The following is an 18,652-nucleotide window of genomic DNA, read 5'->3' on the forward strand; positions in this document are numbered from 1 at the left end:
GAGTTGGGAGGGGGAAAGACGATGGAACGGAGCCAGCTGCTTTATGTGGTCACTGTGGCGGAGTGCGGCAACATTACCCGGGCGGCGGAAAAGCTGCATCTCTCCCAGCCCTCTTTGTCCAACCAGATCATTCATCTGGAACGGGAATTGGGTGTACCGCTATTTTCCAGGATCAGAAAACGGGTTTATTTGACCGAAGCGGGGAAGGCGTTTGTCCGGTATGCCCGGCGGATCCTGAATGATATGCAGGCATTGGGGGAGTTGATGGAGGATTATGCCGCCAACCGCGATGGGCGGGTGCGGATTGGTGCGCTGCCCATTATGTGTTCCCTGAGGATTCCCGAGCTGGTTCATGCCTTCCACAGCTGGAATCCCAATATCACGCTGTCCCTGCAGGAGCGGGGCAGCGTGGAACTGCTTCATGCGTTGGAACAAAATGAGATTGATGTTGCATTTGCCATCATCAATCCGTCGGAGCCCTCCATGGGACAGATGAGCAGTCTGCCGCTGATCCAGTCAGAGGTGTGCGCGGTGGTCCATATGGACAATCCGTTGTCCCGTCAAAAGAGCCTGGATCTCAAGCAGTTAGCGGACCAGGTGCTGATCACTCCCAATCAGGATTTCAATCTCTCGGGGATCATTCTGTCCCATTTGGCCAGCCTGGGGATCCAGTGCCAGGTGCAGAATGTGTGCAGTCAGATCGACTCCTGCCTGGCGCTGGTCAATAAGAATATGGGCGTCAGCTTTTGCACACGGACCACCACGGAATATTATCACTATCCGGATGTGGTAGCGATGACGCTTGACCCGGCTATTCAGCGTACGGTTTATCTGGTGTATAAGAAGGACCCCCGGTACGACCCGGCGTTGGAACAATTCATCCGCTTTTCACAGAGATTTTTAAGAGAACATATAGTTGAATGAAGAATCTGTTAAAAAGAGCGAAAGCGCGTTGCGCTTTCGCTCTTTTGTGATAAAATGGGAACCATGAATTTTTGGTAAAGGCAGCGTAATGATATGAGCAACATTACTGAAACGCCTGAGGCGCCGGAGGTACTGGAGCCCCAGACGCCTCAAAAGCGGCGGTTCCGGCTGAAGTGGCCCAAGCTGACCATGAGTCCCCGGCAATACTGGTGGACTACCATGGTCCTGCTGATCGTGGTGCCCCTGATCTCCTTCACCATGGTGGAGTATCTGAATTATAACGATCCTTGGAAGGACTTTACCCCCGCCCAGATCCTGCTGAATCTGGTGTGGTACTACTTTGGTGAGCTGATCTTCTACTTCCTCCGGGGCCGGCGCAGCGGCGCGGTAAAGCTGGGCCTGGGCATCGCCTGGGGCTTCGGCTGCGCCAACCACTACCTCATTGCATTCCGTGGCCGTACGCTGTTCCCGGGAGATTTCCTCACCCTGGGTACCGCTGCCAACGTGGCGGGCAACTATAACTATTCCCTGTCCCAGCGGCAGTGGGTGACCCTGATCATAATGATCGCGGTGATCCTGGCCATGAAGGTACTGCCCAACGAGCCCCGGAAAAAGTTCTCATGGAAGGTGTTCGGAGCCTCGGCGGGAGCGGCCGCGGTGTTCCTGTCGGTGTTTTTCGGCACCAGTATGGTGGAGAAACTGGGGATCGAACCCTCTATGTGGACCACCCGGGGCAACGGCCTCTTCCTCAACTTTGCCGTGTGCATGAAGTACATGAAGGTGGACAAACCGGACACCTACTCCCAGCAGACCTTAAACGATCTGGGGACGGAAAATGTCAGCGACGATCTGTCTGTGACGGTAGTGGACCCGGACGGCACGGTGCGGCCGGTGAACGTCATTGTCATTATGAATGAGTCCTTTTCCGACCTGAGTGTGCTGCCGGGGGTGGAGACCAACCAGGACCCCATGCCCTTTATTCGCGCACTGACAGAGGATACCATCAAGGGCTATGCCTATTCCTCGGTGTTTGGCGGCACCACGGCCAACTCGGAGTATGAGTTCCTCACCGGCAATACCACCGCCTATCTGCCCGCCGGTACGGTACCCTATCAGATGTACGTCTCTGACGGGGACCCTACCCTGGTGGGCCAGATGTCCGACCTGGGCTACCACACCATTGCTGCCCATCCTTACCGGTCCTCTGGCTGGAATCGCCCCTCGGTATATAAGAACTTCGGCTTTGACGAGGTATATTTTGAAAGAGACTTCCAGAACCGTACCTATATGCGGGGAGATGAGAAATCCGGATATGTCACCGATCAGTGTGACTATGAGAATCTGATCCGGCTGTATGAGGAGAAGGAGGCGGGGGAGCCCCTGTTCCTCTTCAACGTCACCATGCAGAACCACAGCGGCTATCAGTTGTCCTGGGACAACCTGCCCCGGGAGGTGTGGCTCACCGGCAGCCTGGAGGGCAGATTTCAGACGGTGAACCAGTACCTGTCCCTCATCTACCAGAGCGACCAGGCCTTCGAATACCTGATCGACTACTTCTCCCGGGTGGAGGAGCCCACCATGATCCTCCTCTTTGGGGACCACCAGCCCCAGGTGGCCACCAACTTCTACACCGACGTGCTGGGGGAGAACCCGGATACCGCTCTGGCTCAGAAAAAGCAGATGGTACCCTTTGTGCTGTGGGCCAACTACGATATCCCGGAGGCGGATGGGGTGGAGCTCTCCCTTAACTACCTGTCCGCCCTGCTGATGGATACCGCCAACCTGCCCATGACCGGCTACCAGAAGTTTTTGTCCCGGCTGTGGGAGGCCGCCCCGGTCATCAATACCGTGGGTGTGCGGGATGGGGAAGGCAACTGGTACGGGGAGAACGAAACGCTGCCCGACCAGTTGGATAAGACCATCCAGGCCTATAAGGTACTGCTGTATAACAATCTTTTTGATAAATCCAACCGGCTGGAGGATTTCTTCCACCTGGCGGAATAAGTAGTGCGCCGACGGAGAAGAAACTGCTCGGTTTTTGATTTTGTGGCATAACAATGCTCCCTCCATGAGAGACAGCGAAATAAAACGCTGCCTCTCGTGGAGGGAGCATATCACGGCCTTTGGGGGCACGTTTGATTTGGTTATGCGTAGATACCGGTGGAGAGGTAGCGCTCGCCGGTGTCGGGCAGAACGGTCACGATGGTCTTGCCCTGGAAGTCAGGCCGCTTGGAAAGCGCCCGAGCCGCCCAGGCGGCGGCGCCGGAGGAGATGCCCACCAGGACGCCCTCTGCCCGGGCCAGCTCCTTGGCGGCGACAATGGCCTCCGCACTGGGGACGGTAAGAACCTCATCCACCACACTCCGATCCAGGGTGCCGGGAACAAAGCCTGCGCCGATGCCCTGGATCTTATGAGGGCCGGGCTGGCCGCCGGACAGGACGGGGGACTCAGCGGGCTCTACCGCCACTACCTTAATGTTGGGGTTCTGCTCCTTCAGGAAGCGGCCCGCGCCGGTGATGGTGCCGCCCGAGCCTACGCCGGACACCAGTACGTCCACTGTGCCGTCGGTATCCCGCCAGATCTCCGGGCCGGTGGTCTCATAATGGGCCTGGGCGTTGGCGGGGTTATTGAACTGGTCGGGCATCCAGGCGGAGGGATCGGCCTCCAGCAGCTCCTTGGCCTTGGCAATGGCACCGCTCATGCCGCGGGCTCCCTCAGTGAGCACCAGTTCCGCCCCCAGGGCGGACAGCAGGGAGCGGCGCTCCTGGCTCATGGTCTCAGGCATGGTGAGCACCACCCGATAGCCACGCTGACGGCCAATATAGGCCAGGGCCACACCGGTATTGCCGCTGGTGGGCTCTACAATAGTAGCACCAGGCTTCAGCAGGCCGGCCTCCTCAGCGGCCCGGATCATATACAGGCCGGCCCGGTCCTTGGCAGAGGACAGGGGATTAAAGCTCTCCAGCTTGCCCCAAACGATGCTGTCAGGGGCAAAGCGCTCCAGGTGGAGCAGGGGGGTATTACCGATCAATTCAGGAATGGTATGGGCGATCTTCATAGTATATATCCTCCTGGGTGATTTTTTAGGTTGTTATCAGCATACCATATAAATCCTATGAATTCAATAGGAATTTTGGACAATAAACAAGGCCCGCCAGATGGCGGGCCTTGTTTTGATGTTTAGAAAATCAGAACATGGGAACGACGGCGCCGGGCCAGGTCTCTTCCATAAAGGTCTTGACCTCATCGCTCTTCAGAGCGGCCACCAGGGCCTGGATGGCGGGATCGTTCTCCTTGCCCTCCTTAACAGCCAGCACGTTGACGTAAGCCTGAGCGGCCTCGCCGTCGGTGGACTCCACAGCCAGAGCGTCGGCGGCGTTCAGACCGGCCTGCAGAGCGTAGTTGCCGTTGATAACGGCCAGATCCAGGCTGTCCAGAGAACGGGGCAGCTGAGCGGCCTCCAGCTCCTGGATGTCCAGGTTCTTGGGATTCTCGGCGATGTCCAGCTTGGTGGCGGTGAGACCCACGCCTTCCTTCAGGGTGATCAGGCCCTCCTGCTGGAGCAGGAGCAGAGCGCGGCCCTCATTGGTGGGATCGTTGGGTACACCAATGACAGCGCCGTCAGGCAGGTCGGCCAGAGAGACGGTCTTGCCGGCATAGATGCCGAAGGGCTCATAGTGCAGGTCAGCCACGCTTACCAGATGGGTGCCGTTCTCAGTGTTGAAGTCGTTCAGGTAGGTAATGTGCTGGAAGTAGTTGGCGTCCACCTGGCCGTCCTCGGTAACCATGTTGGGCTGGATGTAATCAGTGAACTCCTGGATCTCCAGGGTAATGCCCTGCTCAGCCAGGACCTCCTTGGCGACCTTCAGGATCTCAGCGTGAGGGGTGGGGGAAGCGGCCACCTTGATGACGGTGCCCTCCAGAGAGGCGCTGTTCTCGGCGCCGGGGGTCTGGGAGTTGCCGGCGGGGGTGTTGGCGGTGCCGCCGCCGCAGCCAGCCAGCAGGCCAAAGGACAGAGCGCCGGTCAGGAGCAGAGAGACAAACTTCTTCATGGTACATTTCTCCTTTTCGTTTCTTGAAGTGCTGCCCAAATTTGAGTACAAAAAAACGCCCTTGAAACAAATTCAAGGACGAGAGCTTTCCGCTTCGTGGTACCACCTTGCTTCACCACTGCCTCGCGACAGGGGCCTTATGGAGTACAGCCATACTCCTGCGCGCTGACGGGCGCACCCGTCGCAGCCTATACCTTGCGGTAGTCGGTGCGCCGCTCCGAGACCATCTTCACCAAAACCTTCCGTACCCGTTCCCACCATACCGGGCTCTCTGTGCCGTATCTTTCTGGCTACTCTTCTCTTCATTGCGTTTGAGGGGCGTATTCAGTTCTCACTGGGTTGCAATTAGTTTACAACTGAGAGCCGTTGCTGTCAAGCGGTCACATTGACTAAAAAAATATCCGGCAAACCAAATAGTTTGCCGGATATCACAAATTTACAGCAGGCCGTTGGGCTCCCGCTTTTCTGCATCAATTTTATGGGAGACCGATTTGGAGCGGCGTTTTTTGCCGCCCTTGTCGGTGATGCGGTGGTCCAGGCCGACGGCAATCTTGGTGCCGATGGTCTGGAAGACCTGGACCAGAATGACGATGAGGACCACTGCCACAAACATAACACCGTAGTTATACTTGTTATAGCCATAGTTAATGGCGATTTTACCCAGTCCGCCGCCGCCGATAAAGCCAGCCATGGAGCCGTAGCCCAGGATGGTAATGAGAGCAGTGACAAAGCCGGCTACCAGACCGGGCTTGCTTTCGGGCAGGATCACCTTCCAGATAATTTGGAAAGGGGTACAGCCCATGGACTGAGCGGCTTCGATGACACCCTTGTCCACCTCTCGCAGGGAGGTCTCCACCAGTCGGGCCACAAAGGGAGCGGCGGCGGCCACCAGAGGCAGGATGGCGGCAGGGGTGCCGATGGTGGTACCGATGATGGGCTTGAACACGGGCAGGAGCATCATCATCAGAATGAGGAAGGGGACTGAGCGAAGAATATTGATGACGATGTTGATAAACTTCATCAGGGGGCCGGGCAGGGGGCGCACGCCGTCCTTTTCGCCGGCCACCAGGATCACACCTAGGATCAGGCCCAGCAGACAAGCCAGCACAGTGGCCAGCACGGTGGAGTAAATGGTTTCCCAGATGCCATAGAGCATCTCCTGCTGCATGGCGGGCTCGGTAAGGGCGGCCATCATTTGGTTCAGAAACTTATCCATGATAGTCGGGCACCTCCTCCACAGTCACGTCCTTCTGGGCGCGGAGATAATTCATGGCCTTGGAGGCCTCGGTTTTGTCCTCCGGCAGGCCCAGCAGCATGGAGCCAAAGGCTTTGCCGTTCACATTGCGGGTATCGGCACCCAGAATGTTGACCTTGACCCCGCAGTCGATGGCCAGGGAGGCGATGAGAGGCTCGTAGGAGGAGCCGCCGTTGAACACCACCCGCACCACATTGGCCACGGGGAACTGGTCGATATGGGCCCCCTCGGGGAATACCAGCTTGCGGCCTGCCTCGGTCTTGGGGTTGGAGAAAACCTCCTCCACCGTGCCGGTCTCCACCATATGCCCGTGGTCCAGAATGGCCACGTGGGTGCAGATCTCCTCCACCACCGCCATCTCGTGGGTGATGACCACCACGGTGATGCCAAGACGCTGATTGATGTCCTGGATCAGCTTCAGGATAGAGCGGGTGGTGGTGGGGTCCAGAGCGGAAGTGGCCTCGTCACACAGCAGCATCTTGGGGTTGGAGGCCAGAGCACGGGCGATGGCGATGCGCTGCTTCTGGCCGCCGGACAGCTGGGCGGGGTAGGCGTTGGCCTTGTCGGGCAGGCCCACGATGTCCAGGTACTCCAGAGCACGCTTTTTGGCCTCCGAAGCCGGGACGCCGGCGATCTCCATGGGGAAGCAGATGTTCTTCAGGCAGGTCCGCTGCATCAGCAGGTTGAACTGCTGGAAAATCATGCTGATGGACCGGCGGGTCTGGCGCAGACGGGCGGGGGAGAGCTCCATCAGGTTCTCCCCGTCGATGAGGACCTCTCCCTGGGTGGGCCGCTCCAGCAGGTTGATGCAGCGCACCAGGGTGGATTTACCCGCGCCGCTCATGCCGACGATACCAAAGATATCCCCGTCCCCAATGGTCAGGTTGATATCCGACAGGGCCTCAAAGTCCCCGTCCGCCGTGGGAAAGACCTTGGATAAGTGTTTCAGTTCGATCACAGGTCTGTTCTCCTTCGTCTGATTTGTATGTAATACCTCCGGTTTTGACAAAACACCGGGATGTTTGCATCGGGAATATTCTATGACAACCGGGACGGGCTGTCAAGGTGTTTCGGGGCGGAAGAGAGGGGGCGATGTGGGCATCGGCCCCTACAGGGATGCTGGAGAATGGTCAGAGCAAAAAGAAACAGCCGGGCCATTGGCCCGGCTGTTCAATGACGCTATTAGTCGGTCACGAAGGGCAGCAGCGCGATCTGACGAGCACGCTTGATGGCCTCAGTGAGCTGACGCTGATGCATGGCGCAGGTGCCGGTGGTGCGGCGGGGCAGAATCTTGCTCCGCTCGGACAGGAACCGACGCAGCTTCACGGCGTCCTTATAGTCGATGTGCTCCACCTTGTCCACACAGAAGGTGCAGACCTTGCGGCGCTTACGGCCGCGGGGGCGCTCTCTATCCATAGCCATAACTGGAAAACCTCCCTTGTTCCGGGCCTATAGTCCGGCTTGTTTTATGATGCGGCATCCGCCGCTGTGTTCGGTTTAGAAGGGCAATTCGCCGTCATCCTCGGTGAGTTCGGCAAACTGGTCGCCGCCGGCAGGGGCGGAATAGCCGCCGCCAACAGGGGCCGCGGGGGGCGCATAGCCGCCGGGCGTGCCGTAGCCGCCGGAGGGCGCGCTATATCCGCCGCCCTCGGCGTCCCGCTTGGAGTCGCCAAAATACACGTTGTCGGCCACCACCTCGGCAGTGCGGCGCTTGTTGCCGTCCCGGTCGGTCCAGTCACGCAGCTGGAGCCGGCCCTCCACCACGGCCATACGGCCCTTGGTGAGAAAACGGGAGACAAATTCCGCCGTCTGACGCCAGGCCACGATATCAATGAAATCGGTGGCCTTTTCGCCGGTGGTCTTGTCCTTAAAGTCCCGGTCCACAGCCAGAGAGAAGGAGGCCACGGCCGTCCCGGTCTGAGTGTGCCGGAGTTCAGGGTCACGGGTCAGACGGCCCATGAGAATAATACGGTTCAGCATGAAGCCTCTCCTCTCTTACTCGTCCTTGCAGACGATCAGGGAGCGCATCACACCGTCAGTGATCCGCAGGATACGATCCAGCTCACGGGGGAACTCGGGCTTGGACTCGAAAGTCATCAGCACATAGTAGCCCTCGGTCAGGTCATTGATGGGATAGGCCAGGTGGCGCTTGCCCCACTCGTCGACCTCAGCCAGGGTGCCGTTCTGCTCCACCAGAGTCTTGAACTTCTGCACCATGGCAGCAGTGGCCTCCTCGCCCAGGTTGGGATTGAGGATGTAGACCACCTCGTAGTTACCGCTGAGTTTTGCCATTTTCTTTGCACCTCCTTATGGACATATGGCCCCCGCCCTCTGCGGGAGCAAGGATGGCTTGTCACAAACAAGCCCTATTATTATATAAGATATTTGGAAAAAGTCAAGATTTTTTCGCGGAAAAATAAAAAATAAAAAACTTTCAGATTCTGTGCAATATTTGGGCGGCCTGCCCCATTGTATAGGCAGAAGGGCCGGTGAGGCCCATGAAGGAAATCAAAAATTTCATTGTAAAGGAGTGTTTCACATGAAAAGAGGATTTGGAACAGGTTTTGTGTCCGGTATGCTGGTTGTAGCTTTGGCAGTGGGATTGGGAATGACCGCGATGGCGGCTACCAGAACCATTAAAGTGGAAGACGACATTCAGGTGACCCTGAACGGTGCGCGGTTCCAACCCAGGGATGCCGATGGAAACAAGGTGCCCCTCTTCTCCTACAACGGCACCACCTATGCCCCTGTCCGGGCCATCTGCGAGGCCGCCGGCCTGAAGGTGGATTACGATTCCGCTACCTATACCGCCGTGCTTACCACTCAGGACCAGTATATCGCCTCCACCCCCGGCGCATCCAATTATATTACGGTGGAAAAGGCCAAGAGCGCGGCCCTCAATCATGCAGGCGTGAAGGCCAGCGAGGCTATCTTTGTGAAGGCTGGACTGGATTGGGATGATGGCCGGGTGTACTACGAGGTAGAGTTCTATGCCGGCAATACTGAGTACGACTACGATATTGACGCGGTGAGCGGCGCGGTGCTCTCCTATGATCGGGAGTGGGATGACTTCTCCCTGAAGGGTAGCGGCAGCAGCGGCACCGCCACCCAGGACGACCTGATCAGCGAGTCCAAGGCCAAGCAGATCGCCTTGGCCAAAGCGCCTGCCGGTACCACCGTGGTCAAGTGCAAGCTGGACCGGGACGATGGCCGGTATGTGTACGAGATTAAGATGCGCAACGGCAACATGGAGTACGACTGCGACATCAACGCGGTTACCGGTGTGATCATCGACTGGGATGCCGACCGGGACGACTGATCCGGTGACACAGACAAGTAAATAAAGCAAAATTTGGGACTGCTCCGGGATGAAGGGAGCGGTCCCAAATTTTTTTTGACTTTTTTTCTCCTTCGGTGTACGTAAACATCCAACTTTTGGCCCTGGGACGCCAAGGGTGAGGAGTGAGTGCGGTGGAAAGTGAGAGGGGCAGGCTGTTGAAGCAAATAGAAAAATTGGCCAGGTGCAAAGCAAACGACGCGGTCAAGCTGGCCTTTTTAGAAGAAGGAGAAGTTGGGGAGATCGACAGCCTGGACTTGACGGCGCTCACCGGATTCAAACGTACCGACAAAGGAGCTGTGGAAATTCAGTTGGTGGATCGACTAACGGTACTCAAACTGCTGGTGGAACTGGCCGGAGGTCAGGAGGAACAGCAGGTTGCGGAATTCTTTCAGGCATGGGAACGGAAGGCTGAGGAGGAGAGATGAAGTTTCGGACGTTTTCCCCCAAGCAGAAGCAGGTGCTTATCTGGTGGTGTGACCCGGCGGTACGGGACAGGGAAGCCTTGATCTGCGACGGGGCGGTGCGCAGCGGCAAGACCATGTGCATGGGTCTGTCCTTCTTCTGCTGGGCCATGCGGACCTTCCATGGTCAGGCCTTCGGCCTGTGCGGCAAGACGGTCACCGGATTGCGGCGCAATCTGCTGGGCTCTCTGCTGCCGGTACTGAAGGAGCTGGGCTTTCAGTGGGAGGAGAAGGTATCCAAAAATCTGCTTACCGTCCGCTTCGGCGGGCGGGAGAATACCTTCTACCTCTTCGGCGGCAAGGACGAGGGCAGCGCTGCCCTGATCCAGGGCATCACCCTGGCGGGGGTGCTGTTGGACGAGGTGGCCCTGATGCCCCGGTCCTTTGTGGAGCAGGCCTGCGCCCGGTGTTCGGTGGAGGGGAGCCGGATGTGGTTTTCCTGCAACCCGGAGGGGCCGGAGCACTGGTTCTACAAGGAGTGGATCCAGAAGAAGGAGGAACACAATGCCCTCTACCTCCACTTTACCATGCAGGACAACCCGGCCCTCTCCCCCAGGGTCATCCGGCGGTATACCCGCAACTTCAGCGGGACCTTCTACCGGCGGTTCGTACTGGGAGAGTGGGCGGCGGCAGAGGGACGGGTGTACGACTTTTTTGACGAGAGCTATGTGAAGCCTGTGCCCCAGGGTGCGATGGAACAGTGGTGCATCTCCTGCGACTACGGGACGGTAAATCCCTCTTCCTTCGGCCTCTGGGGGCTCCAGAAGGGGATATGGTACCGGGTGAAGGAGTTTTACTACGACTCTCGGCGGGAGGGCAGGCAGAAAACTGACGGAGAGTATGCCCGTGACTTGGAGCAGCTGGCGGGAGGGAGGACCATCCGGCGGGTGGTGATCGACCCCTCCGCCGCCAGCTTTATCGAGCTGCTGCGGCGGCAGGGCTGGCGGGTAGAAAAGGCCAACAACGATGTGCTGGCCGGTATCCGCATCACCGCCGATCTGTTACGGCAGGGTAAGTTGGTAATCTGCGCTCCCTGCGCCGATGCCATCCGGGAATTTTCCCTCTATTGCTGGGATGAGAAGGCGGTGGGGGACCGGGTACAGAAGGTCCACGACCACGCCATGGACGATATCCGGTATTTCGCCGCCACGGTGGCGGCGGGAGGCGAGAGCGGATTTTTCGGTGGGCTGTGCGTGGAGCGGGGGCGGTTTTGAGAGGATGAAAGCGGGCGGCCATAAAGGCCGCCCCTACAAAAACCGGAATGAAGGAGTGTGGTTATGGGACTGTTCCATAAGAAAAGTGGGCCGGAGAGCGGCGGACTGGCTGTTCAGATCCGGGAGGGCGGCAGGCACCCCTTCGGGGTATTGGACGGCTATGTGCCCCTGCAGCAGGGAGAGATTGCCCTCTACCGCAGCATTCGGGAGGCGGTGCCCATTGTGGACGCCGCTATCTGGAAGCTGATCCGGCTGGCGGGCGGGGTAAAGGTGGAGTGCGGAGACAAACGGGCTCAGGAGGAGCTGGAGTGGTTTTTACAGCACGTGGACACCGGACGGGGCCAGCGGGGCATCCAGTCCTTCCTGGACTGCTATCTGGACTCCATGCTTACCTGCGGCCGGGCGGTGGGGGAGATCGTGCCCGACCGCAGGCGGCGGGACATTGCCGCTCTGCTCTGCGGCAATGTGGCTGACATTGAAATCAAGGAGGGGGCCACCCCCATGGAGTTTGCCATCTGGGGCCGGGGGACCGACGGTACCATGCGGGAACTGCCCCGGCAGGAGCTGCTCCTCTTCACCCCCTTTCAGCCTGAAACGGACAGCCCCTACGGGGTGAGTTTGTTGCGGTCCATGCCCTTCCTGACTGAAATTTTACTCAAAATTTATCAGGCCATCGGCATGAACTGGGAACGGATGGGCAATGTCCGCTTCGCGGTGGTATACAAGCCGGGGGACAATCCTCTGGATCAGAGCATGGTGCAGGAGCGCAGCCGCCAGATCGCCCGGGAGTGGTCCGCCGCCATGCAGGCGGGCAAGCACGGCAATGTCCGGGATTTTGTGGCGGTGGGCGATGTGGACATCAAAGTCATCGGCGCTGACAACCAGGTGCTGGACAGCGAGGTGCCGGTGCGGCAGATCCTGGAGCAGCTGGTGTCCCGCACCGGCATCCCGCCCTTCCTGCTGGGATTGTCCTGGTCCTCCACCGAGCGGATGAGTACCCAGCAGGCAGATATGATGACCAGTGAGATCACCGCCATTCGCCGGGGGCTGGAGCCGGTGGTGGAGCGGATCTGTGAATTATGGCTCACCCTCCACGGCTACCGGCCTCAGGTAAGTGTGGACTGGGCGGACGTGAACCTCCAGGACCTGGTGGAGGAGGCCAGAGCTCAGCTCTACTGGCAGCAGGCCAGAACCGTGGAGATGGACAATGAGGCCAGAGAGAAGGGAGAGACGGTATGAACATCAACAAGCAGGCTGGGGTGGACCAGAGCGCCGCCCTGGACCAGACCGAGCTGGGGCTCATCAACGCCATGAGCCGCAAGAAGCTGACGGAGGAGGAGGTATACACCTTCGCTGTGCGGCTGTGCGACAACGAGGTTGACCGGGACGGGGAGCGGTTCCCGGCGGAGACCCTGGAGGAGCTGGCCCCCCTCTTTGTGGGAAAGAGCGGCATCTTCGATCACCAGTGGAGCGCCGTGGGCCAGACCGCACGCATCTATCGCACCGAGCTGGTGCGGGATGAGAGCGTCCGCACGGCGGCGGGGGATGCTCTGTGTTACCTGAAAGGCTATGCCTATATGCTGCGCACCGAGAGCAACAAGGACCTGATCGCGGAGATCGAGGGCGGCATCAAAAAGGAGGTGAGCGTGGGCTGCGCGGTGGAGGAGGCCAAATGCTCCATCTGCGGAGAGAACATCCATGACAGAAGCCGGTGTGCCCATGAGAAGGGCAGAGAATACGGCGGCAAGCTGTGCTGGGCCGATCTGGTCCACGCCACCGACGCCTACGAGTGGTCCTTTGTGGCGGTGCCGGCCCAGAAAAACGCGGGGGTGATGAAAAGCATGAGGCAGGACATGGAACGGCTGGAGCGGGAGGCCGCCCTGGGGCGCAAGTACCTCCAGCAGCTCAAGGACGAGGTGGTACGCCTGGGCGGCGTGGCCGGGCTGGCCCTGGAGCAGGAGACGCTGAAGGGCATCGTTCGGAAGCTGGAGGAGCCCGAACTGGACGCGCTGAAGAAGGCCTTTGAGGTCCAGGTGGACAAGGCCTGGGGCGTGGAGACCCAACTGCCCGCCTGGGAGCGGCAGGTCCCGGCAGAGGGACGGGACGGGGCATTTTTGATCTGAGAGCGGTGTAAAGGCCGCCCCTACGAAAAGAAAGGAGCAAAAAAATGAGCAGCAAGATTTCCTTTGAAGGTATCGGCGAAGTGGTGGCTACCTTTGCCTGCGGCGAAGGTGTGTCCGCCGGTCAGGTAGTCAAGGTAACGGAGGATGGTACGGTGGGTGCCTGTTCCGCAAGCGAGAAGTTCTGCGGTGTGGCTCTGTCTGCCGAGAACGGCTATGCCGCCGTCCAGCTGGGCGGACTGGTAAAGGTGCCTACCAGCGGCGGCAGCATTACCGCCGGCTGGTGCAAGCTGTCCGCCGACGGTTCCGGCGGCGTGAAGAAGGATGACTCCGCCGGTGTGGAGTACCTGGTGGTGCGCGTGGAGACTGACGCGGCCGTGATCTGTCTGTAAGAAAGGGAGGATGGGAATATGAGCTATCGGTTTGACAATCTGAGACTGGAAAAGGGTATGTACAACGAGGCGGGCCGCACTTTTACCCAGGTGCTGGAGCGGGAGGACCCTTCCGAGCAGTACAAGGGCACTCCTCTGGAGGGCCTGGACGCCTATCAGCGTCAGCTCAAGCGATTTGACATCAAGGTGAAGGGTGCTGGCAGCGACGTGGTGGAAAAATTCTTCTCCACCAGCCAGTCCGCCGTCCTCTTCCCCGAGTACATCGCCCGGTCGGTGCGCCAGGGCATGGAGGAGGCTGACCTGCTGCCCCACATCACCGCCGCCGTCACCCGCTTCGACGGCATGGACTACCGCTCCATTGCATCGGTGCCTGAGGATGACCAGAAGGCCCTGCGCCATGTGGAGGAGGGCGCGGCCATCCCCCAGACCCAGGTCAAGACCCAGGAGAACCTGGTCAAGCTCCACAAGCGGGGCCGGATGCTGGTGGCCTCCTACGAGGCCATCCGCTATCAGAAACTGGACCTGTTCTCCGTCACCCTGCGGCAGATCGGCGCCCATATCAACCGGATGCACCTGGAGGATGCCATTGATGTACTTCTCCACGGCGACGGCAACAAGAACCCCGCCAAGGAGTATACCGTGGGCTCCGACCCCATCGGCGGCTCCGCCGGCACCCTGACCTACGACGATCTGGTGGACTTCTGGGCCCAGTTTGACCCCTACGAGATGAACACCCTGCTGGTATCCGGCGATATGATGCGCCAGCTGCTCAAGATGGATGAGTTCCAGAATCCCCTTACCGGCCTCAACTTCCAGGGTACCGGCAAGCTGGCCACCCCCCTGGGGGCCACCCTGCTGCGTACCTCTGCCCTGGAGAGCGGTAAACTCATCGGCCTGGACAAGAACTACGCTCTGGAGATGGTGCAGGGTTCCGATGTGATGGTGGAGTATGACAAGCTCATCGACCGCCAGCTGGAGCGGGCCGCCATCACCAGCATCTCCGGCTTCGCCAAGCTGTTTACCGACGCCGCCAAGGTGCTGAAGCTGAAATGATGGAGGAGATCATGGCGATGGCCCAGAGTCTGGGCCATGTGGACGACAGCCAGGGTCCGGCGCTGGAGGCCCTGTGCCGTATTGCGGCAGAGGAGATGACCGGACGGCTGAGGGAGGGAGTGACGCCGGAGGACTGCGGTTCGGCCTTCGTACTGGGGTGCGCCTGGGTGGCCTTGGCAGGGCTGGCCGGAGGCCAGTATGGCGGTGGGACCGAGTTTACCGCCGGAAGCGTCACCATCCGAGAGGCAGACTGCGTTCAGGGTCGGGAGCGCTCCGCCGCCCTCCGGCTCCAGGGCGAGACGGTGCTGGGGCCCTATTTGATGGACCGGGGATTTCTGTTTCGGGGGGTGGAGGGATGACCGACCGCTGGAGACAGATTTTATCCAGATATGGTCAGACCGTCACCCTCTACCGGCAGGGACAGGAGGAGGGCACGGCGTGCCGGGCCTTCCTCCAGCCCGTTCAGGAGAAGGGGGCGGATTTCTTCCAGCGGCGGCCCACCCCTCTGGGTCTGGTGCGGCAGGACCGTTGGATCTGCCTGGGCGGACCGGACATGGCCCTGGATGAGCTGGGCGACGGGTATATTGCCTGGGGAAACCAGACCTTTACGGTACGCAGCGCCCAGCCGGTTTACCTGGGGGAGGAGCTGGTGTACTGGTGGGGGCTTTTGGCGGTAAGGGACTGAGGGGAATCTGGAGCAGTTTGGCGGGCGACCATAAAGGTCGCCCCTACGGATAGAGAAACGGAAAGCGGGGGAGAGCAATGGAGTTTGGAACGATCCGGGAGCGGATGGCGGACTATCTGCAGGAGCAGGGGATCGACGCCCAATGCGCCTACCCGGAGATGAGGCGGGCCCGGAGAGACGGGGTGGTGGCGGCCATCTCCCTCCGGGCCTGCCAGGGGGGACCGGAGGGATTCCGGGACTATCTGGGAGAGCGGTACGATCAGGAGAGCGGACAGTGGCAGGAGCTGTACGGGAGGAAGATCGTCCTCACCTTCGGGCTGGATCTGTACGCCCCACAGGGCTGCGGCGCGGCGGGCATCCAGGAGACCTTTGACCGGATGGCGGAGGCCTTGCAGCGGGAGGGACCGCCCGGCCTCACCCTCCAGGAACTCTCCTGCGGAGAGACGGAATTTGACCAGGGGGCCGGCCTCTACCACCGGACGGTGGAGGCGGTATGCCGGGGCTACCTGTATGCGGTGGCCCAGGAGGGCGGCACCTTCCTGGACTTTATTGTGAGAGGAGAGAGCCGGATTTGAGTATGACGATCCATGAACGGCCTGGAGTATACTCCAGCTACGACGCCTCCACTGTGATCAGCGGCAGCGGCGGCGGCCGTACGGTGGGCCTGGTGGGCCTGGTTACCGAGGGGGAGAGCGGCAAGTTGTACACCCTCAACCGCTATGAGGACGCGGTCACCCAGTTTGGTCAGGAAGAGAACCTGACCAAACTGGTGCAGGTGTTGTTCCGCAACGGCGCGGCCAAGGTGGTGGCGGCCCCGGTGAACGGAGAGGAGGACTATCAGGGCGCCTTTGACCTGCTGGCGGCAGAGGAGGATATCTCTGTGGTAGTGTGCGACAGCACGGAACTGACCGTCCAGCAGGCTCTGCGGCAGAGTGTCTGCGACGCATCTCAGGCCCGCCGGGAGCGCATCGCCGTGGTGGGCGGCGCCCAGAGCGAGAATGTGGAGGCACTGGTCCAGCGGGCGGAAGGGCTCAACAGCGAGCGGGTGGTGCTGGCGGCCCCCGGCGACGACACCGGCCTGGCTGCTGCTGCGGTGGCGGGGGCCATTGCGGGAGAGAGCGACCCCGCCATCCCTCTGGGGGGCGCGGAATTGAAGGGCCTGGAGGGGATGGAAGCCCGGTACGCCGACACCGAGATCGACACCCTGGTGCGGGGCGGCGTCACCCCCCTGGAGAATGTGAGCGGCGTGGTCAGCGTGGTGCGGGGCGTCACCACCCGCACCAAGACCGGAGAGGTGGAGGACGCCACCTGGCGGGAACTGACCACTATACGCATTGTGGACGACGTGATCCCCACCATCCGAAACGCCCTGCGGGCCAAGTTCCGCAGGACCAAGAACACCGAGCAGACACGGGGGGCCATCCGCGCCCAGGTGGTGCTGGAGCTGGAGAACAAGCTGGCCAGGGAGATCATTACCGGCTACGATCAGGTGACGGTGGAGGCGGACACGGAAAATCCCACCGTCTGTCTGGTGGACTTTACCTTTACGGTGGCCCACGGCCTCAACCAGATCTGGCTCACCGCCCACATCACGGTATAAGGAGGGAAGAACATGAGAATTTCTGGTTTTCCCACCAGCAGCGACATCTATCTGGAGATCGACGGGAAGAAGGTGGCGGTAGTCCAGAGCTATACCGCCAAGACCACCCGCTCCAGTCAGAGTGTGGAGGCCTTCGGAGAGGAGGAACCGGTGGCCACTATCCCCGGCCCGCGCACCCATGTGCTGGAGCTGACCCGGCTGTACGCCACCGACGAGGCCATCCGGGACGGCATCAACTTCCACGACCTGGAGGACTTCAGCCTGGTAATCTGCAAGCCCGACCGGAAGATCATCTACTCCGGCTGCCAGTGGAGCGCCATCGGCGAGACCGGCGCTCTGGGCGCCATGGTGGTGGAAAAGATCACGGTGGTGGCGGCCAAGCGGATTGAGACGGCGGTATGAGGAGAGAGACGGGTATGGAATCGTTGCTGAGCCGGAGGGACAGGCTAACCCTGGAGGACGGCACCCAGCTGCGGCTGCTCTCCGCCCTGGAGGTGCTGGAGGCACGGCGGGAGGGAGAGGAACTGGCCCAGGGCGAAGGGGAACGGGCCCTGTGCGCCAACGCCTGCCTGCTGGCCCGGGCTTTGGAGGAGGAGGGCAAGCCGGTGTTTCAATCCGGCCGGGCGGTGCTGGAACACCTCAGCGCCCGGGAGGTGGCCCAGCTGGCCCGGCTGTGGGATGCGCTGGACCGGGCGGAAAATCCCTCCCCTGAGGATGGGGAGGAGGAGGCCCGGGCCCTAAAAAAAGCCTGGAGCATACGCCTTATGAGCGCCTTCGCTGGCGTGTGCTCAAGACATTTGGGGCCCTTCCCACGGAGGAGCGGGCCCAAAAAATGAAGGCCAGAGACTACCTGTGGTGCGCCCTCAACCTAATGCTGGACCGGGAGGAAGTGCTGGAGCAGCTGTGTCCCTCCTGCCGGCAGAAGGCGGAGGAGTCCTGCTGCCCGGTATGCGGACAGCCAGCGGGAGCCACCGTGGGTGAACAGAACGCCTCCTTCGATCAGGAGCGGTTTGAACGGCTGATGCGGGGGGAGCAGGCATGATCGACTATATTGGACAGCTGCTGGAGCAGCAGCTGGAGCGGGAGGAAAGGGATGGGACCTGGGAGGCCGGTCCGGTGCGTGTCCCCCTTCCCGCTGTGGGAGAAGAAGAGGCCGGACAGAGCGGAGAGAACACGGAAGAGGCTGTCCTGTCCGGTCTGGAGGGCAGAGACTGGGGCGGCTTGGCTCTGACGGCGGGCGGTTCCGGAACTGTCACCGGCGGAGAGATCCGCCGATGGGCGGCGGGGCTGGACGTACTGGGTCAGGCCGGGGAGCGCCGGACGGATGGCGGGCCGGAGCCTGACCGGACCTGGACGGAGGCTGTCCGGGAGCTGGATCAGGCGGTACGGATCAGCCTGGCGGGCCTTCCGGCAGCGGAGCGGCAGACCCAAGTGGTGACATTGGAGCCGCCGGGCAGAGAACAGAACGGCGGCGAGGATGCGCTGCGGCGGCTGGACCGGCTGGTGCGGCGGGACGCACGAAGATTTGACGGGGGGTTTCAACTGCTGTGAGACT

Annotated in this window: 24 protein-coding genes; 17 read left to right on the forward strand and 7 right to left on the reverse strand. The window is 60.6% G+C overall.

The window, feature by feature from the left end:
• Positions 1–21 precede the first annotated feature (21 nt).
• A complete protein-coding gene (locus tag WHJ28_RS10050; protein ID WP_340042000.1) occupies positions 22–924 on the forward strand; it encodes a LysR family transcriptional regulator in 903 nt (300 codons plus the stop codon).
• Between the two features lie 93 nt (positions 925–1,017).
• On the forward strand, positions 1,018–2,928 hold the full coding sequence (locus WHJ28_RS10055; protein WP_340042001.1) for an LTA synthase family protein: 1,911 nt from the start codon (positions 1,018–1,020) through the stop codon (positions 2,926–2,928).
• A gap of 140 nt (positions 2,929–3,068) precedes the next feature.
• Here WHJ28_RS10055 and cysK read toward each other — a convergent pair whose 3' ends face one another.
• The 7 genes from cysK to rpsF all read right to left on the reverse strand — a co-directional run bounded on the left by cysK (position 3,069) and on the right by rpsF (position 8,524).
• A complete protein-coding gene (cysK, locus tag WHJ28_RS10060) occupies positions 3,069–3,983 on the reverse strand; it encodes a cysteine synthase A (RefSeq protein ID WP_340042002.1) in 915 nt (304 codons plus the stop codon).
• Positions 3,984–4,113: 130 nt separating this feature from the next.
• Positions 4,114–4,977, reverse strand: a complete 864-nt coding sequence (locus tag WHJ28_RS10065; protein ID WP_340042003.1) for a MetQ/NlpA family ABC transporter substrate-binding protein — start codon at positions 4,975–4,977, stop codon at positions 4,114–4,116.
• Positions 4,978–5,413: 436 nt separating this feature from the next.
• Entirely contained in the window at positions 5,414–6,193 is a 780-nt protein-coding gene (locus WHJ28_RS10070; protein ID WP_340042004.1) for a methionine ABC transporter permease, read from the reverse strand.
• Positions 6,186–7,190, reverse strand: a complete 1,005-nt coding sequence (locus WHJ28_RS10075; RefSeq protein WP_340042005.1) for a methionine ABC transporter ATP-binding protein — start codon at positions 7,188–7,190, stop codon at positions 6,186–6,188. The genes WHJ28_RS10070 and WHJ28_RS10075 overlap by 8 nt, the downstream gene beginning before the upstream one ends.
• A gap of 224 nt (positions 7,191–7,414) precedes the next feature.
• Positions 7,415–7,654: a 30S ribosomal protein S18 gene (rpsR, locus tag WHJ28_RS10080; RefSeq protein ID WP_007490771.1), complete on the reverse strand. Its 240-nt coding sequence runs from the start codon at positions 7,652–7,654 to the stop codon at positions 7,415–7,417.
• Positions 7,655–7,729: 75 nt separating this feature from the next.
• A complete protein-coding gene (locus WHJ28_RS10085; RefSeq protein ID WP_087269348.1) occupies positions 7,730–8,212 on the reverse strand; it encodes a single-stranded DNA-binding protein in 483 nt (160 codons plus the stop codon).
• A gap of 15 nt (positions 8,213–8,227) precedes the next feature.
• Positions 8,228–8,524, reverse strand: a complete 297-nt coding sequence (rpsF, locus tag WHJ28_RS10090; RefSeq protein WP_340042006.1) for a 30S ribosomal protein S6 — start codon at positions 8,522–8,524, stop codon at positions 8,228–8,230.
• Between the two features lie 247 nt (positions 8,525–8,771).
• On the opposite strand from rpsF, the gene WHJ28_RS10095 reads away from it, so the two are divergent.
• The 15 genes from WHJ28_RS10095 (at position 8,772) to WHJ28_RS10165 (ending at position 18,648) form a co-directional block, all read left to right on the forward strand.
• Entirely contained in the window at positions 8,772–9,551 is a 780-nt protein-coding gene (locus tag WHJ28_RS10095) for a PepSY domain-containing protein (protein ID WP_340042007.1), read from the forward strand.
• 176 nt (positions 9,552–9,727) lie between these two features.
• Positions 9,728–9,997, forward strand: coding sequence for an XRE family transcriptional regulator (locus tag WHJ28_RS10100; RefSeq protein ID WP_340042008.1), 270 nt, complete (start codon positions 9,728–9,730; stop codon positions 9,995–9,997).
• Complete coding sequence (locus tag WHJ28_RS10105; RefSeq protein ID WP_340042009.1) at positions 9,994–11,247, forward strand: PBSX family phage terminase large subunit; 1,254 nt, start codon at positions 9,994–9,996, stop codon at positions 11,245–11,247. Before WHJ28_RS10100 ends, WHJ28_RS10105 begins: the two co-directional genes overlap by 4 nt.
• Before the next feature lie 63 nt (positions 11,248–11,310).
• Positions 11,311–12,486: a serine/threonine protein phosphatase gene (locus tag WHJ28_RS10110; RefSeq protein ID WP_340042010.1), complete on the forward strand. Its 1,176-nt coding sequence runs from the start codon at positions 11,311–11,313 to the stop codon at positions 12,484–12,486.
• Positions 12,483–13,370: a hypothetical protein gene (locus tag WHJ28_RS10115; protein WP_340042011.1), complete on the forward strand. Its 888-nt coding sequence runs from the start codon at positions 12,483–12,485 to the stop codon at positions 13,368–13,370. Before WHJ28_RS10110 ends, WHJ28_RS10115 begins: the two co-directional genes overlap by 4 nt.
• Before the next feature lie 44 nt (positions 13,371–13,414).
• Positions 13,415–13,759 (forward strand): hypothetical protein, encoded by a 345-nt coding sequence (locus WHJ28_RS10120; RefSeq protein ID WP_340042012.1) that lies wholly within the window; start codon positions 13,415–13,417, stop codon positions 13,757–13,759.
• Between the two features lie 18 nt (positions 13,760–13,777).
• Complete coding sequence (locus WHJ28_RS10125) at positions 13,778–14,812, forward strand: phage major capsid protein (RefSeq protein ID WP_340042013.1); 1,035 nt, start codon at positions 13,778–13,780, stop codon at positions 14,810–14,812.
• Positions 14,809–15,171: a hypothetical protein gene (locus WHJ28_RS10130; protein WP_340042014.1), complete on the forward strand. Its 363-nt coding sequence runs from the start codon at positions 14,809–14,811 to the stop codon at positions 15,169–15,171. The genes WHJ28_RS10125 and WHJ28_RS10130 overlap by 4 nt, the downstream gene beginning before the upstream one ends.
• Positions 15,168–15,497, forward strand: a complete 330-nt coding sequence (locus WHJ28_RS10135) for a hypothetical protein (RefSeq protein ID WP_340042015.1) — start codon at positions 15,168–15,170, stop codon at positions 15,495–15,497. The genes WHJ28_RS10130 and WHJ28_RS10135 overlap by 4 nt, the downstream gene beginning before the upstream one ends.
• A 77-nt stretch (positions 15,498–15,574) precedes the next feature.
• Positions 15,575–16,072, forward strand: a complete 498-nt coding sequence (locus WHJ28_RS10140) for a hypothetical protein (protein ID WP_340042016.1) — start codon at positions 15,575–15,577, stop codon at positions 16,070–16,072.
• A gap of 2 nt (positions 16,073–16,074) precedes the next feature.
• The gene (locus WHJ28_RS10145; protein ID WP_340042094.1) at positions 16,075–17,097 is read left to right on the forward strand and encodes a phage tail sheath C-terminal domain-containing protein; all 1,023 of its coding nucleotides are present in this window, start codon (positions 16,075–16,077) and stop codon (positions 17,095–17,097) included.
• Positions 17,098–17,109: 12 nt separating this feature from the next.
• Positions 17,110–17,499, forward strand: coding sequence for a hypothetical protein (locus WHJ28_RS10150; protein WP_340042017.1), 390 nt, complete (start codon positions 17,110–17,112; stop codon positions 17,497–17,499).
• Between the two features lie 14 nt (positions 17,500–17,513).
• Positions 17,514–17,933: a hypothetical protein gene (locus WHJ28_RS10155; protein ID WP_340042018.1), complete on the forward strand. Its 420-nt coding sequence runs from the start codon at positions 17,514–17,516 to the stop codon at positions 17,931–17,933.
• Positions 17,930–18,139, forward strand: a complete 210-nt coding sequence (locus WHJ28_RS10160; RefSeq protein WP_340042019.1) for a molybdopterin oxidoreductase — start codon at positions 17,930–17,932, stop codon at positions 18,137–18,139. The genes WHJ28_RS10155 and WHJ28_RS10160 overlap by 4 nt, the downstream gene beginning before the upstream one ends.
• Entirely contained in the window at positions 18,136–18,648 is a 513-nt protein-coding gene (locus WHJ28_RS10165) for a hypothetical protein (protein ID WP_340042020.1), read from the forward strand. Before WHJ28_RS10160 ends, WHJ28_RS10165 begins: the two co-directional genes overlap by 4 nt.
• Positions 18,649–18,652 lie beyond the last annotated feature (4 nt).

Source organism: Flavonifractor porci (assembly GCF_037572415.1).
Taxonomy (GTDB): domain Bacteria; phylum Bacillota; class Clostridia; order Oscillospirales; family Oscillospiraceae; genus Flavonifractor; species Flavonifractor porci.